The following is a 14594-nucleotide window of genomic DNA, read 5'->3' on the forward strand; positions in this document are numbered from 1 at the left end:
TCAGGAGGCCGATTTGGAAGTATTACAACGACTTCTCCCCTTGTTGGGAGAGGGGATCCGGACGACGGCGGCGGTGTTTTTCGTCACCTTGCTCTTCTCCGCCGTTCTGTCGCTTCCGGTGGCGCTGGCGCGGCTCTCGAAGAACCCCATTCTCTCGAGGCTCGCCGCCCTCTATATCTATATTATGCGGGGTACGCCCCTTTTGCTGCAGCTGATGTTCGTATTCTTCGGCCTGCCCCTTTTGCCGGTGGGGGCGATTGCCCTGGGGAGATACAGCGCCATATTCCTCGCCTTTGTTTTGAACTACACCGCCTATTTTGCGGAAATCCTGCGGGGCGGCATCCAATCCGTCGACCCCGGCCAGTGGGAGGCGGGAAAGGTGCTGGGGCTCTCCAAAAGCTATACCTTCTTTAAGGTCATCCTGCCGGTGGTGATCTCGCGCAGTTTCCCCGCGCTTTCCAACGAAGTCATCACCCTCGTCAAGGACACTTCCTTGGTGTATATCCTCGGGGTGATGGACATCTTAAAGGCGGCGAAGTCCGTATCCAATACCATGTCGTCGATTCTGCCCTATGTCTATGTGGGGGTTTTATACCTCGTGATCGTCGGCGCGCTCAGCATACTGCTCAGAAATATGGAGAGGAAGATCGAAGCGTCATGAAAATATCCGTTCGAAATTTAGAAAAATATTTCGGAGAACGAAAGATTTGGCAGGGCATCGATCTCGACATCACATCCGATGAGATCGTCACCATCGCCGGAAAAAGCGGCGAGGGCAAGACCACCTTTCTCCGCTGCCTAAACGGCCTGGAAACATACAGCGCCGGCGAGATCCGATTCGACGACCGCCGAATGCCCGTCGGCGAGACCGACGCAAAGAAGATCGGCATGGTGTTTCAGGGGTATCACCTGTTTCCCAAGATGACCGTATGGGAAAATATCCTCCTCGCGCCGAAATTCCACGGGATCGACGCCGCCGTGGCGGAGGCCCGGGCGCGGGATCTTTTAGAGGAGCTGGAGATCGCGGACGAGGCGGACAAATACCCCCGCGAACTCTCCGGCGGCCAACAGCAGCGGGTGGCGGTGGTGCGCGCCTGTATGCTGGAACCCGAGATCCTCTGCTTCGACGAACCCACATCGGCCCTAGACCGCGAGACCATCGACCGGCTGGTGTGCATGATGGGGCGGCTCAAACAAAAGGGCATCGGCATGATCGTCGTCACCCACGACCGCGAATTCGCCCGCCGCGTATCCGACCGCATCCTCCACTTTGAAGGGGGCAAGTTGCGCGAAGAAATTTTACATGCGGCATAGAGCGCCCGCAAGCGAATTTTACAAAGCCGTGGTATGCTTATACCCGTAAGCGGCTTTGACAAGTGCAAAGACCCGAAAATCGGCGCCATGCGTCGATTTTTTATGCCCGGTTTTTCGCAAAAAAAAGTACCCCGAAGGGTACTTTGTCCAGCGCTTAGGAGCGTTTAGTCACTGCGTTGACGATCAGCAAGAGAATGACGGAACCCGCCACGCCGATCAATACACTGTAGAGATTGAATCCGGAAACCTTGCCCAGACCCAAGAAGTTGCTTGCAATCCAACCGCCGATAAAGGATCCAACGATCCCGGTGATAATATTGGCGATAGCGCCCATTTGCGCGTCCTTACCCACGATCATACTGGCGATCCAACCTGTCAAAGCTCCGAAGATTAACCAAAATAACATATTGATCTCCTTTCATGACTAAACAATGATTGCATACTTTTTATACCCGCTGCCCGGGTCTCTATTCACAATTTACAAAAAACATACATTCTTTCCGGCGAAGCACATTAAATTTCTTCGCCGGCGAATTGCGAGCGGTACAACTCGGCGTAGACGCCGTCTTTTTGCATGAGCGCGTCGTGGCTGCCCTGCTCAACGATATTGCCGTCCTGTAAGACGAGGATCGTATCGGCGCCGACGATGGTCGAGAGCCGGTGGGCGATGACGAAATTGGTGCGTCCCGCCATCAGGCGGTCCATCGCCTTTTGGATCATCTTTTCCGTACGCGTGTCCACCGAACTGGTCGCCTCGTCCAAGATCAAAATATCCGGATCCGAGATCAGGGCGCGGGCGATGGTCAACAGCTGCCGCTGCCCCTGAGAAATCTCGGAACCCGACTCGGTGATTTTTGTCTCGTAGCCCTTGGGCAGGGTGCGGATAAAGTTATCGGAGTAGGTCGCCTTTGCCGCCGTTACGATCTCTTCGTCGGTGGCATCGCGCCGGCCGTAGGCGATATTGTCGGCGATGGTGCCCGAAAACAGCCAAGTGTCCTGGAGCACCATGCCGAAGTGGCGTCGAAGGTCGTCGCGGGACATATCGCGAATGTCTATGCCGTCGATAGTAATGCGGCCCGAATCCACGTCGTAGAAGCGGAGGAGCAGGTTGATCAACGTCGTCTTTCCGGCGCCGGTTGGGCCGACGATGGCGATGGTTTCGCCGCTTTTTACGTCGAGGCTAAAGCCCTTAATGACCTCGCGGCCCGGTTGGTAGCCGAAGTGCACGTCTTCAAATCGCACGGCGCCTTGAATGTCTTCGAGGACGGCGGCGTCTTGTACGGGGGCTTCTTCGGGCGCATCAAGCACCTGAAAGATGCGGTCCGCGGCCGAAATCGCCGATTGCAGCGCCCCGACCACTTCCGCCATGCCACTGATGGGTTGGTTGAGCTTGCGGGAATATTGGAAGAACGCCTGAATGGCGCCCAAGGTAATATTGCCGGCGAGCACCAAATATCCGCCGAATACGGCGATGGCGACGTAGCCCAGATTCGAGATAAAGCCCATCAGGGGCATAATTTGTCCCGAGATAAACTGCGCCTTATACGAGTTTTCGTACAAATCTTCGTTGATGGCGTCGAATTCCGAAAGCGCCCGAGACTCAAAGGTAAAGCTCTTTACCACCTCGCGGGAGCTGATGACTTCTTCCATATAGCCGTCGATCTTGCCCAAATGGTGGCTCTTTTTGCGGAAATAGCCCTGGCTGATCGAGGCGATCTTCGCCGTTACGATGCCGCTTACCGGAAGCACCACCAGAGAGATCAGCGTCAAGCGGGGTTCGATGGAAAACATCATAATCAAGATTCCTACAATGGTCACCACCGCGCTGATAATCTGCGCGATATTTTGGCGCATATTGTTGACGATCGATTCCATATCGTTGGTCATGCGCGAGAGGAGATCCCCCACCGAATAGCCGTCAAGATAGGCGACGGGGAGTCGCTCGATCTTGTCCGAGAACTCCTGCCGCAGCGTATAGACCGTCTTTTGGGTGATATCCACCAGAATGCGGCCGCGAATATAATAAAAGAGCGACGAGAGCAGATACAGCACCGCCAAGATCAGGATCAAGCGCAGCAGATATTCGTAGTCGATGGCGACCTTCGCCTTGAGGGATTCGAAGATGCTCGTAATCCCCAACCCCAAGATCCAGGGCGTAAAGATATCGAAGATCGTCGAAGTGGCCGTAAAGAGCACCGCGAGAAACATCGGCAATTTGTCTTGATTCAGATAGCCGAACAGGCGGCGCAGAATCTTTCGGCTCTCCCGGGTGCGCAGGGAGCGCTTGTCTTTTTCCGAGACCACATGCATATGTCTAGGCATAGGCGGCCTCCTCTCCCAATTGCGAAGCGGCGATCTCGCGGTAGATCTCCGAAGACGCCATCAGTTCGTCGTGGGTGCCGCGCGAGAGAATCTTTCCGTCCTCGAGGACGAGGATTTCGTCGGCATCCAGCACCGTCATCACCCGTTGGGCGACGATAATGGTCGCGGCGTCTTTGCTGATGGGGGCGAGGGCCTTTCTGAGCGCCTTGTCGGTCTTAAAATCCAGCGCCGAGAAGGCGTCGTCGAAGAGCAAAATCTTCGGCCGCTTTGCCAGGGCGCGGGCGATGGAAAGCCGCTGTTTTTGCCCGCCGGATAGGTTCTTTCCGCTTTGGGATACGGCGCTGTCGATCCCCGATTCCATCTTGGAGACGAAGCCGTCCGCCTGGGAAATCTCCAAAAATTCCAAGGCGTCCTCGTCCGAAAGGGGGATGTCGCGGCCCAAGGACAGATTGTCGCGCACGCTCCGCGAGAGCAGATGCGGGCGCTGGGGCGCATAGCCCAATGCCTTTCGAAGGGCGTCAGTGGACAGATCGCCGATGGGTACGCCGTTTAGGCGAATTTCCCCTTCGCTCACCTCGTAAAAGCGGTGGATCAGCTGGAGGATGGTGCTCTTGCCGCTGCCGGTCCCGCCGATAATGGCGAGCTTTTTGCCCGCTTCTACTTCAAACGAGATGTCCGAGAGCACCGGCCGTTCCGCGCCGGGATACGAGAAGCTCACGTGGTCGAAGGTAAGGGTGGTCTTCTGTTCGGGGAGCGCCCGTTTGTCCTCGTCGGGATAGATCGGCGTCGCCAACAGTTCCGAGATCCGGTCGTAGGCGGCGCGGGCGTTGGGATACATGGCAAAGAGCATAGAAAACATGCTCAATGCGAACATGATTTGGGTAATATACTGAATGAAGGCCATCAGATCGCCCACTTCGATTGCCCCCGCCGAAATCCGACCGGCGCCGAAGTACAACAGCGCGATCATCGTCATATTGAAAATGAGATTGAAGGCGGGCAGCATAATTACCATATAATTGTTGACTTCTTCCGACACCGCGCGCATCTCGTCGTTTACCGTAGTAAACCGTTCGTGCTCGTAGCCCTCCCGGCGAAAGGCGCGGATCACGCGGATCCCCGTCAAGCGTTCGCGAAATCGGAGGTTGATGGCATCCATCAGCACGCGGATCTTACCGAAGCCGGGGATCGATTTTCTCGCGATCCAGGACACCAGCCCCAAGAGCATAGGCGCGCTTACGAGAATCACCGCCGAGAGCGGAAGGTCCGTCGTCACCGCCATAAAGGTGGCGCCGAAAAACATAAGGGGCGCGCGGACCATGGGCCGTAGGGTGACGATCGCCATCCGCTCCAGTTGGCTGATGTCGTCGGTGGCGCGGGTCAATATGGAGGGCGCGCCGAAGGTCTCGAACTGCTCGAACCGGAGCGACAATACATGCGAAAAAATCGCCCGGCGAATATCCCGTGAAAATCCCATGGAAATCTTGGACGCCAAATGGCCCGCCGCCGTCATCAAAAGCACCGAGACGAGGGCGAGGCCGATCATATACAGGCCGTATTCCAAGATCAAGTCCACATTGCCCCTGAGCACCCCGGCGTCGATGATAAAACTCATCAAGCGGGGTAGATACAAATCGGCCAGAATACTCAGGCCGATCAGGAGCACTTCGGGGACGATCAGGGGAATGTAGGGTTTGATATGCTGTTTCATTCCACCATCCTTTTGTGCATACATCGATTGTGATTTGTACGTTAGTTGTCGAAATAAATACCCGTTCCTTGGGAGGGATACACATGGGCGAGAGTATAGGCATACGCAACAAGCGCTTCGTCGCGGTGGCGGGGGGGTTCGGTTTCGACCAAAACGCCTTAAAGGGCCGCTGGAGCGGCTACAATGTGGACCGATCTTGCGGCGTCACCGCCCTGGCGAATTTGATCAGCTACGAAAAGCGCGAGTTTTCCCTCGATAAAAAAGATGCCCTCGCCCGCATGGACCGCATCTTGTACCACGCCCCGCCCCGCCCTTGGGGCATCGTGGGCGCGAGCATCTTAGAAGCGGCGCTGGAGAATATCCTGCCGCAGATGCGCCTAAAGGCGATCGCCGGGCATATCTACGGCGATGCCGCGCGGTCTTTTATTCGAGAGGGCTTGGCGGCGGACAAGCCCGTGGCGCTGATGAACACCAATCATCCCCATCCGGGCTTTCGCTACCATTGGGTCACCATCACTGAACTATTATATGAGGACGGGGCGGAATTCGTGCGGTTTTCGTCCTGGGGGCGGCGCTACAAACTGCCCTTCGACGTGCTCCTCACCCCCAAGACCGTCTACCGGGTGCTGGCGTATTTGGAGCATAAGGACGCGGGGAGAAGGGTATAAAGCGATCACACCGAAACGACCGAAACGGAGGTACGCTATGGAAAAACTATACGTAAAACAGAAGGTCCTCAAGATCACCGACCACTATCCCATCCTCGACGAGCGGGAGAACGAAATCTATCACGTCGACCAGGACTTTAAGCTGATCGGCAACACCGTTCGGGTCTCCGATGCCCGCGGCGAGGAGATCTTCGTCGTCGACCGCGAAGTCTTCGCCTTCCTGCCGCGCTTTTACGTGCGCTTTGCCGACGGCCGTGAAATCAAACTGCAGGGGCGACTCTCCTTTTTGCGGACCAAGATCGACATCGAATCCGACGATATGGACCTCGCCGTAGAGGGCGACCTGATCGCCAAGGACTTCCGCATCTTCGACCGGGACGGGGGCAGAGAGATCGGAAGTGTCGATCGCAAGATCCTCGCCTGGGGCGACACCTACGAGATCACCGTCGATGTGCCCGAAATGCGCGATGTGGTCGTCGCCGTTATGATCGCCGTCGACCACCTGATCGACATGGCGGAAAACAGCTAAAACAAAAAACGCGTCGCGGTAGCTCTGCGGCGCGTTTTTCTGTGGATGTATCGATCTTACAAGCGGCGTCCTTTGCCGTAACGAAAGTTGCGAGAGACAACGGTCCCCATAGCGACGAGAAGAAAAAACAGGAGATGGTGCGAAAGGCGCACGGCGCTTCCGTCGAAGGGAACGAGCAGCGCGTTGTGTAGGGCGTGTACCGCGACGGCGGTGACGATGCCGCCTTCGTCGTAAAAGGCGTCGATCAACAAAGAGATTGCCGCGCCGCGAAGGGCCTGGGTCAGTACATAAAACCCCGTCAGGTATAGGGGCGCGTGCCACAGTCCCCACAAGAGACCGGTGGCGATGGCGCCGTAGGGGCCGGCAGGGAGTTCGGGCCGCAGGATCTTTCGCAGAAACAGCTCTTCCGAAAAGACGAAGACGAGGGTTCCGATCAGGCCGTTGGCCGCCCGGGAAAGGGAGTGCGCCGAAAATGCCGCCCCGGCGGCAAAAAAGGTCGCGAGCGCGGCGGCGGTAAGGATCAAAAGGGGCGGAAGCAGTATGCGGCGGTCCGTATGGCGCCACCACAGCCACAAAACCCCCAGAGAAAGGGCGCCCTCTACATAAACCCCATAGGGCGTAAAGCCCGAGGCGAGGACGTAAAAGGCGAAGAGGACGAGGGCGGGAAGGCGAAACTTCTCGTTTCGCACGCCGTATAAGAGCCCCGGCACCAAGAGGGCGAGCTTCTGCGGAAGCACCCAGGGGGCGCCGAAGTAGAGGAGCATCATAACTGCAGAAGCGATCCCAGTCCCGGTTCCGCCGCCAGGGCATCCGCCACATCGGCGAGGATTTCTTCCATGCGGTCCATCCCTTTATGCGCGAGCCGGCTCGTGGGGCCCGAGAGACTGATCCCGGCGATGAGCTCGCCTCGGGCATAGATCCCCTTCGCCATACACGAGAGGCCGTACTCGTATTCCTCGCGGTCATAGGCGGTGCCAGTCTCGTCGATGGTCTTAAGATCGGCGAGAATGCTCTTCTCGTCGCAGAGGGTCGAGATGGTGCGGGGCGTAAAGACTGTATTTTCGAGATACTGCCGTCGGTCCTCCTCTTCGTACTCCGCGAGAAAAATCTTTCCGATGGCGGAGCAGTACAGCGGAGCGATGGGGATCAAATGCCGCATAATAAAAAACTCCTCGCCCGCCACCGTATCTAGCATAACGATCGCGTCGTCTACGCAGATCCCCAGGTTCAGACTCTCGCCGCTCAAGGCGACGCCCCGCTCCATAATGGGGCGGGTGACGTCGGTGAAGTTCCAGCGGTTTCGGATTTCCGCCTCAAAGGGCAAAAAGCCCAGCCCCAAACTATAACGGTCCTCGGCGTCTTTTGCCACCAGCCGGTCCGATTCCAGCGTATAGAGGATCTTAAACACGCTGGTCTTGGGGAAGTTTAGCGCCTGGGCGATCTCGCCGATGCCGTGGGAACCGCGGTGTTCCAGCAGAAAATGCAAAATTTGCAGTGCCCGTCGGACCATGGGCACGATGTATTCCGGTTTCTTTGCCATAAGGGCAACTCTCCTTTATAATAGTACCATTCGATACAGAAATGCCTGTATTTTCAGTATAGCAGATAATTTCCGACAGAAGAAACGGAGGAATGCCCATGTCCAAAGAAATCGTCGCAGCCAGATACAGAAACACCGCCGCCAGCGCCTTGGAAGAAGGCGCCGATTTGGCGAAGCGCTACGCCGATGTGGCGGATTTTACCCTGGGGGATCCCGATCTCGCCACCCCCGAGATCATCATCCGCGCGGCCGCCGAAGACGCCTTGGCGGGGCACACCCACTACACCGACAGCTGCGGAGACCCGGAGCTGATCGAAGAGATCCTCGCCTTTCAGCGCGAGGAATACGGCATGGCGCTCTCGAAAGAGAACGTCCTCGTCACCACCTCCGCCTGCCACGGTATGTGGCTCGTGCTCGAGGCGATGCTCGATCCGGGCGACGAGGTCATCGTCATCGAACCCTACTTTCCGCCCTATGCCGATCAGATCGCCATGGCGGGCGGCGTCCCCGTGTTCGTAGAGACCGATCCCGACGCGGGATTCGTGCCCGACATCGAACAGATTCGCCGAAAGATCACCGAAAAGACCAAGGCGATCATCTTGAATACCCCCAACAACCCCTCGGGTCTCACCTTAAACACCGAAACCCTGACGGAAATCGGACATCTGGCAAAGGAGGCGGATCTCTTTTTGATCGCCGACGACATCTACACCGCCTTTTCCTACGAGACGCCCTTCGTCCCCGTTGCCTCCTTAGAAGACTTCTTTTCGCGCACCGTCACCCTGCGTTCGTTCTCCAAAAACTTCGCCATGACCGGCTGGCGCATCGGCTATATCCTTGCCGATCCCGCGTTGATCCGCGCGGCGGATATCATCAACGAGAGCAATGTCTATGCCGCCCCCTCTATTTCACAGCGGGCGGCGATCCACGCCTTACGACATCGCAAAGCGGTTCAACCCGCGCTGGTGGCGGAGTTTAAGAAGCGCACCCGCCGCGCCTACGAGCGCATCCGGCGGCTGAAGAACGTGCACGTCGCCCCGCCCCGCGGCACCTTCTATTTATTTATGGACGTCCGCCCCACCGGCCTTTCGGAAGAAGAAGTATGGCGACGCCTCGCCGAAGAGGCCCACGTACTCACCGTACGGGGCAGCGGCTTCGGAAAGAGCGCAGAGGGCTTTCTGCGCCTCGCCGTCACATTGGACGTCGATGCCATCGACCGCGCCTTCGATCGCATCGAGCAAATGGAAATCTTTCAATAAACGCGAAAAAGCGCCCCTTCCGGCATCGAAGGGGCGCTTTTCGCTCTATACTTTTTAAGGAGCACGATTAGACATAGATGAATGGATGCAGGAATACACCTGCCGACTATATTTTACCACAAATTCTCCATTTGGGTAGGGGGTAGAGCGAAAGAATGTCGTAAACAAGTCTAAGAATCGGCATGGGGAACATCCGTTAGATAAAACTTTGAAAAAGTTTACGAGAATGTCATCTGTTGTAAACGCATCTTTGGTACAATGAGCGTGAAACAAAGGAGGCACTATGCGAATCGGACTCTTTACGGACACCTATTACCCGGAGATCAACGGGGTGGCCAACTCCACCTATATGTTGCGCAACGCTCTGGAGGCCATGGGACACACCGTATACGTCATTACCTCCCGCGTAAGCGGCACGGAAAGTTCTCCGGAGGAACATATCTATCGCATTCCCAGCATCAAGCCTTATCTGGTCAAGGATCGGCATCTGGCGCTGGTGGTAGAACCCTATTGGAAGCACAAGGGCAAGCAAATGGAGCTCGATGTGATCCACACCCAGACGGAATTTACCGTCGGCATGCTCGGCATGCGGATCGCTCAAAAATTCGGCATTCCGCTGGTACATAGCTATCACACCATGTACGAAGACTACACCCATTATTTCCACGTGCCCAAGAGCGAAAAACTCAAGCCCGTGGTGCGCATGCTCAGCGCCAAATTCTGCAATTACGCCGACGGCGTCATCGTCCCCACCGACAAAGTGCGCAAAAAGCTGCACAGCTACAAGGTCTACCGCGACGTGTATGTGGTGCCCACCGGGCTCGACCCCGCCAAGTACGGCAATTGCGATGCAAACGAGGTAGAGCGCCTGCGTGCGCGCTACGGCCTCGAATCCGGCTATACCCTGCTGTATATCGGCCGCCTCGCCGAGGAAAAAAACATCGACCAGGTCATCGACCACTACAAAAAGCTCGAGGACGCGGGCGAGGACGTGAACCTCTTGATCGTCGGCGACGGCCCCGTGCGGGGAAAGCTCGAAAAACAGGCGCGGGATCTTCGTATCCGAAGCATCGCCTTTACCGGCGCCGTGCTCTGGGAGGAGATCCAGAACTATTACGCCCTGGGCGATCTCTTCGTATCTGCCTCGACCTCCGAGACCCAGGGGCTCACCTACAACGAGGCGCTGGCATCGGGCCTGCCGATCTTGGTGCGCCGCGACCCCTGCCTCGAGCAGGTCCTCCGAGAGGGCGAAAACGGCATGGGTTTCGTCGGCGAGGAGGAGTTCCTAAAGGGCTATCGCGCCATCCGCGCCCTGCCCGAAGGCCTCGCGCCCGAGGCATACACCGATCGCGACTTCGCCCAAGAAGTCCTCGCGGTCTACAAAGAAATCTCGTCCGAGGCCATGCGCCACCGGGCATAAGAAGGGGAAACCCTTCTTTTTTTGTGCCCTCGCTATTTTTTACATAGCGCAGTCCTCCTTAACGGGAACTTAATCTACCCCTATTCTGAATGGTCTTTGCCTTTGCTATACTGCAATTGTTTGAAGGTCGATATATAAGTAGCAAGTATGCAGAAAGGTAAGAATGATTTCGTTGAGAAGAGGTGTGGCCCTTCTGTTGGCGCTGCTCATGGTCTTGAGCAGCGTGCCCGTCGGCGCCCTTCGTCTACGGCGAGTCTAAATCCATCGGTAAGACCGTCACGGTGAAGGTAGACAATTCGCCCCAGATTTTGAACGTAAAACCCGCGAACAACGCCGAAACGCTCGACGACAAGCGGCCCGAAATCTCGGCCACCCTCTTGAATGTGTCCGACCGGGCGACGGCGACGATCTCCCTAAACGGCGGCGAGAAACAGCCCATGGTGCGCGAAGGCGCGCTCGTGCGCTACACCCCCGATACCGACCTTAAAGACGGCAAGACGGAGGCGACCATCACCGTCACCGATGGCGATGTGGTAAAGGAATATTCCTGGAAGTTCTATGTGGGCAAGGCCACCGTGAAGCACTACCGCGGCCAGATCCACTCTCACTCCAACTATTCCGACGGGGCGGGTACGCCAGAAGAAGCGGTCCAATACGCATCCACCGCGGATCATATCGACTTCTTCTCTTTGACCGACCACTCCAACTATTTCGATAAAGAGGGCAATCTCGGCACCATCGACGACGAAAACAGCGGTCTGAAAGATCCCCGCGACGGCAGCAAGTCCAAGTGGAAGCGCTACAAAGAAATCGTCGAAGCCGCGCGCACCGAGGACTTCCTCCCCATCTACGGGTACGAAATGACCTGGACGAAAACCGGCGCCAACTACGGCCATATGAACACCTACAACACCGAAGGCTTTGTATCCCGAAACGATGCGATCCTAAACAATAAGGAAGGCTCGAAGGGACTCTTGGCCTACTACGAAATGTTGAAGGATCTGGACCAAACGACCTTCTCCCAATTCAACCACCCGGGAGAGACCTTCGGCACCTTTGACGACTTCGGCCACTACGATCCCAAAGTCAACGAAAATGTCAAGCTCGTAGAGATCGGAAACGGGGAAGGGGCCATCCCCTCTCAAGGCTATTTCCCGAGCTACAACGAGTACTTTAAGGCGCTCGACAAGGGCTGGAAACTCGCCCCCTCCATCAACCAAGACAATCACAAAAAGAAATGGGGCGATGCCAACGAAGGGCGTACGGTCGTCATCGCCGATGCCCTTACCAAGGAGAACGTGATCGAAGCGATCCGCGATCTCAAGGTATACGCCACCGAAGACAAGGATTTGACCATCGAATACGAAATCGACGGCAAGGGAATGGGCGCTACCGTCGAAAACGCAAAGGACAAGCTGCAGGTGCGCATCGCCGTCGCCGAACAAAACGAAGAGAGCATCGGCACGGTAGAACTGCTGACCGTGGGCGGCAAGGTGATCAAGACACTAAACAGCGCCGAATCCCTGGCCTCCTTTGAGTTTGACCAACCGAACGACTATCCCTACTATGTGGTGCGCGTCACCGAGGCGGATGGCGATGTGGCCCTGACCGCGCCTATCTGGACCGGAAAGGTAAGCGCCGAAGGGATCGACTCCCTAACCCCGGTAGGAAACAACGAAGCCGTCGTCGGCGAAGAAAAGGTGTTGAACTATACCTTCAAATCCGATAGCGCGAAAAAGGTCGACAAAGTAGAAGTTCTCGACGGCGACAAGGTGATCGGCACCGCCGAGGGCTATGAATTGGCGGGATCTGCTCAAAAATCCGTCGCCGTTACGCCGACCGAACAGGGCGTCCGCAAATGGACCCTCCGCCTCAAAGCCGACGGCAAGGTATTCACCAAAGACGTTCAAGTCACCGTATTCCCGGCCGACTTGAAGACCGTGCCTATCTCCGATGCGCAAAAGGCAAAAGAGGGCGAAGTGGTACAGGTGGAAGGACAGTTGACTTCCAATGTATCCGGCTACGACAAGAACACCGCCTTCTTCGATGCGTCCTATATTCAAGACGCCACCGGCGGCATTAACATCTTCCCGATTGCCGAGAACTTAAAAGAAGGCGCCAAAGTGCGCATCAAGGGCGTAAAGAGCGCCTATCAGGGCGAGCGGCAAATCAACATCACTTCTATAGAAGTATTGGATGAAAATGCGACCCCCCTCGCTCCCACCGATTTGAAGACCGGAGCGGTCAAAGACAATCTCGGCCTTCTCGTAAAGACGAAGGGAACCGTAAAGAAAGTCAACGCAGACAAATCCGAAATCGTCATCGACGACGGATCCGGCGAAATTCGCGTGTTTATCGACGGCTATATCGGCCGTCCCGGCGTCGCCGACAAGAGCATGCCCGAAATCGCCGTGGGCGATACGCTGGAGGCGATCGGCCTTTCTTCCATCGACCCCGACGGCAATCGGATTCGCGTACGCAACCGCAATGATATCCGGGTCAATGGCGACGCCGAGGCTCCGACGAATCCCGAGCAACCCGAGCAACCGGAAAAGCCGACGGATCCGAAGGAACCGACGACTCCACCGAGCGGAGGCAACACCCCCGGCACATGGCGTCCCATTTTCGGCGGCCTCTTCCCGCCGGCGCCCGAAACATCCGGCACCGAAAAGACCCCGGCGCCCGAAGAAACCATTCTTCCGCCGAAGTACTTTGTCGACGTGCCCAAAGACGCCTGGTTTAAGGACGCCGTGGACCGCATGGTTTCCGCGGGCATTATGAAGGGCGTCGGAGACGACGAGTTCGCACCGGCACGGCCGGCAAGTCGTGGCATGATCCTCACCATGCTCCACCGCATGGCGGGCAGTCCCGCGGCCAAGGGCGACGTTCCCTTCACCGACGTGCCCCGCGACAAGTGGTATGCAGAAGCGGTACGCTGGGCCTACGAAGCGGGAGTCGCCAAGGGCATCAGCGCCACCGAATTCGGCGCCGACAGAGACATCACCCGCGAACAGCTGGCGACGCTTCTGTATCGCTACTTCCTCGAAAAAGGCGTCATCGCCAAAGAGGACGCAATCGAACCCATCGCGGGCGCCTCTCCCTGGGCGCAGGAAGCGCTGAGCTGGGCAAAGAAAGAGGGCATCCTCATCGGCCGTGGCGAAGAAGGTATGGCACCCAAGGCGGTCGCCACCCGCGCCGAGATCGCGACGATCTTTACCCGACTCCTCGACAAAGGCCTAACTAAATAAGAAGACAAATACCTCCCAAAAGGCGAAGCGAAAGTTTCGCCTTTTTTGTGTTGACAACAACCTCGTACCTTGTTACTATATATAAGCTCTCTCGAAAAGAGCGCGCCAAAATTAAAAGTTCTTAAAAAGAACTTGACGCGGCGGCAAATTCGAGGTAGTATATACAAGTTGTCTCTTGAAGGGAAAGCAAGTGTAAACAAAACTTAACAAAGTTTTAAAAAGCGCTTGACAAAGTCTTTTCGAGAAGATATACTAAATAAGCTGCTTCACCGAAGCGGCGCATTGAACCAAGTTAATTAAATGGTATAAGAGAATAAACCATAACACATCTAAGCTTAAAGCGGAAACACAGTCAGTGAATCCGAGTTAGGCAAACTCAAAAGTTTTTATTGAGAGTTTGATCCTGGCTCAGGACGAACGCTGGCGGCGCGCCTAACACATGCAAGTCGAGCGATGAACCTCTTCGGATCCCTTCGGGGTGAAGAAGAGCGGATTAGCGGCGGACGGGTGAGTAACGCGTGAGGAACCTGCCTCTCACAACGGGATAGCCTCGGGAAACCGGGATTAATACCGTATGAGACCA

12 protein-coding genes and 1 rRNA gene are annotated in these 14594 nt (G+C 56.4%); 8 read left to right on the forward strand and 5 right to left on the reverse strand.

Going from position 1 to position 14594, the window contains the following annotated elements; genetic code table 11:
* Positions 1–13: 13 nt before the first annotated feature.
* Together QO008_RS05005 and QO008_RS05010 are read left to right on the forward strand one after the other, a co-directional pair.
* Positions 14–661 (forward strand): amino acid ABC transporter permease, encoded by a 648-nt coding sequence (locus QO008_RS05005; RefSeq protein WP_307384871.1) that lies wholly within the window; start codon positions 14–16, stop codon positions 659–661.
* Complete coding sequence (locus QO008_RS05010) at positions 658–1314, forward strand: amino acid ABC transporter ATP-binding protein (RefSeq protein WP_126464608.1); 657 nt, start codon at positions 658–660, stop codon at positions 1312–1314. The genes QO008_RS05005 and QO008_RS05010 overlap by 4 nt, the downstream gene beginning before the upstream one ends.
* Before the next feature lie 154 nt (positions 1315–1468).
* On the opposite strand, the gene QO008_RS05015 is transcribed toward QO008_RS05010, so the two are convergent.
* The 3 genes from QO008_RS05015 to QO008_RS05025 all read right to left on the reverse strand — a co-directional run bounded on the left by QO008_RS05015 (position 1469) and on the right by QO008_RS05025 (position 5347).
* Positions 1469–1720 carry a GlsB/YeaQ/YmgE family stress response membrane protein gene (locus QO008_RS05015; RefSeq protein WP_197721093.1) on the reverse strand — a complete coding sequence of 84 codons (252 nt, stop codon included), beginning with the start codon at positions 1718–1720 and terminating at the stop codon, positions 1469–1471.
* Positions 1721–1827: 107 nt separating this feature from the next.
* Complete coding sequence (locus QO008_RS05020) at positions 1828–3636, reverse strand: ABC transporter ATP-binding protein (protein ID WP_307384874.1); 1809 nt, start codon at positions 3634–3636, stop codon at positions 1828–1830.
* On the reverse strand, positions 3629–5347 hold the full coding sequence (locus tag QO008_RS05025) for an ABC transporter ATP-binding protein (RefSeq protein WP_307384875.1): 1719 nt from the start codon (positions 5345–5347) through the stop codon (positions 3629–3631). The genes QO008_RS05020 and QO008_RS05025 overlap by 8 nt, the downstream gene beginning before the upstream one ends.
* An 83-nt stretch (positions 5348–5430) precedes the next feature.
* Between QO008_RS05025 and QO008_RS05030 the strand changes: the two genes are divergently transcribed.
* Together QO008_RS05030 and QO008_RS05035 are read left to right on the forward strand one after the other, a co-directional pair.
* A complete protein-coding gene (locus QO008_RS05030; RefSeq protein WP_307384877.1) occupies positions 5431–6015 on the forward strand; it encodes a cysteine peptidase family C39 domain-containing protein in 585 nt (194 codons plus the stop codon).
* 37 nt (positions 6016–6052) lie between these two features.
* Positions 6053–6544 carry an LURP-one-related/scramblase family protein gene (locus QO008_RS05035; RefSeq protein ID WP_307384879.1) on the forward strand — a complete coding sequence of 164 codons (492 nt, stop codon included), beginning with the start codon at positions 6053–6055 and terminating at the stop codon, positions 6542–6544.
* 56 nt (positions 6545–6600) lie between these two features.
* On the opposite strand, the gene QO008_RS05040 is transcribed toward QO008_RS05035, so the two are convergent.
* Complete coding sequence (locus QO008_RS05040; protein ID WP_307384880.1) at positions 6601–7311, reverse strand: CPBP family glutamic-type intramembrane protease; 711 nt, start codon at positions 7309–7311, stop codon at positions 6601–6603.
* Positions 7308–8084, reverse strand: a complete 777-nt coding sequence (locus tag QO008_RS05045; protein WP_126464613.1) for an IclR family transcriptional regulator — start codon at positions 8082–8084, stop codon at positions 7308–7310. Before QO008_RS05045 ends, QO008_RS05040 begins: the two co-directional genes overlap by 4 nt.
* A 98-nt stretch (positions 8085–8182) precedes the next feature.
* Between QO008_RS05045 and QO008_RS05050 the strand changes: the two genes are divergently transcribed.
* The 4 genes from QO008_RS05050 to QO008_RS05065 all read left to right on the forward strand — a co-directional run.
* Positions 8183–9343 (forward strand): aminotransferase class I/II-fold pyridoxal phosphate-dependent enzyme, encoded by a 1161-nt coding sequence (locus QO008_RS05050; protein WP_126464614.1) that lies wholly within the window; start codon positions 8183–8185, stop codon positions 9341–9343.
* A gap of 283 nt (positions 9344–9626) precedes the next feature.
* Positions 9627–10763 carry a glycosyltransferase gene (locus QO008_RS05055; RefSeq protein WP_307384883.1) on the forward strand — a complete coding sequence of 379 codons (1137 nt, stop codon included), beginning with the start codon at positions 9627–9629 and terminating at the stop codon, positions 10761–10763.
* 281 nt (positions 10764–11044) lie between these two features.
* Positions 11045–14011, forward strand: coding sequence for a CehA/McbA family metallohydrolase (locus tag QO008_RS05060; RefSeq protein ID WP_307384885.1), 2967 nt, complete (start codon positions 11045–11047; stop codon positions 14009–14011).
* A gap of 385 nt (positions 14012–14396) precedes the next feature.
* Positions 14397–14594, forward strand: a 16S ribosomal RNA gene (locus QO008_RS05065); the annotation flags it as partial.

This window comes from Aedoeadaptatus ivorii (assembly GCF_030815095.1).
Classification (GTDB): Bacteria; Bacillota; Clostridia; order Tissierellales; family Peptoniphilaceae; genus Aedoeadaptatus; species Aedoeadaptatus ivorii.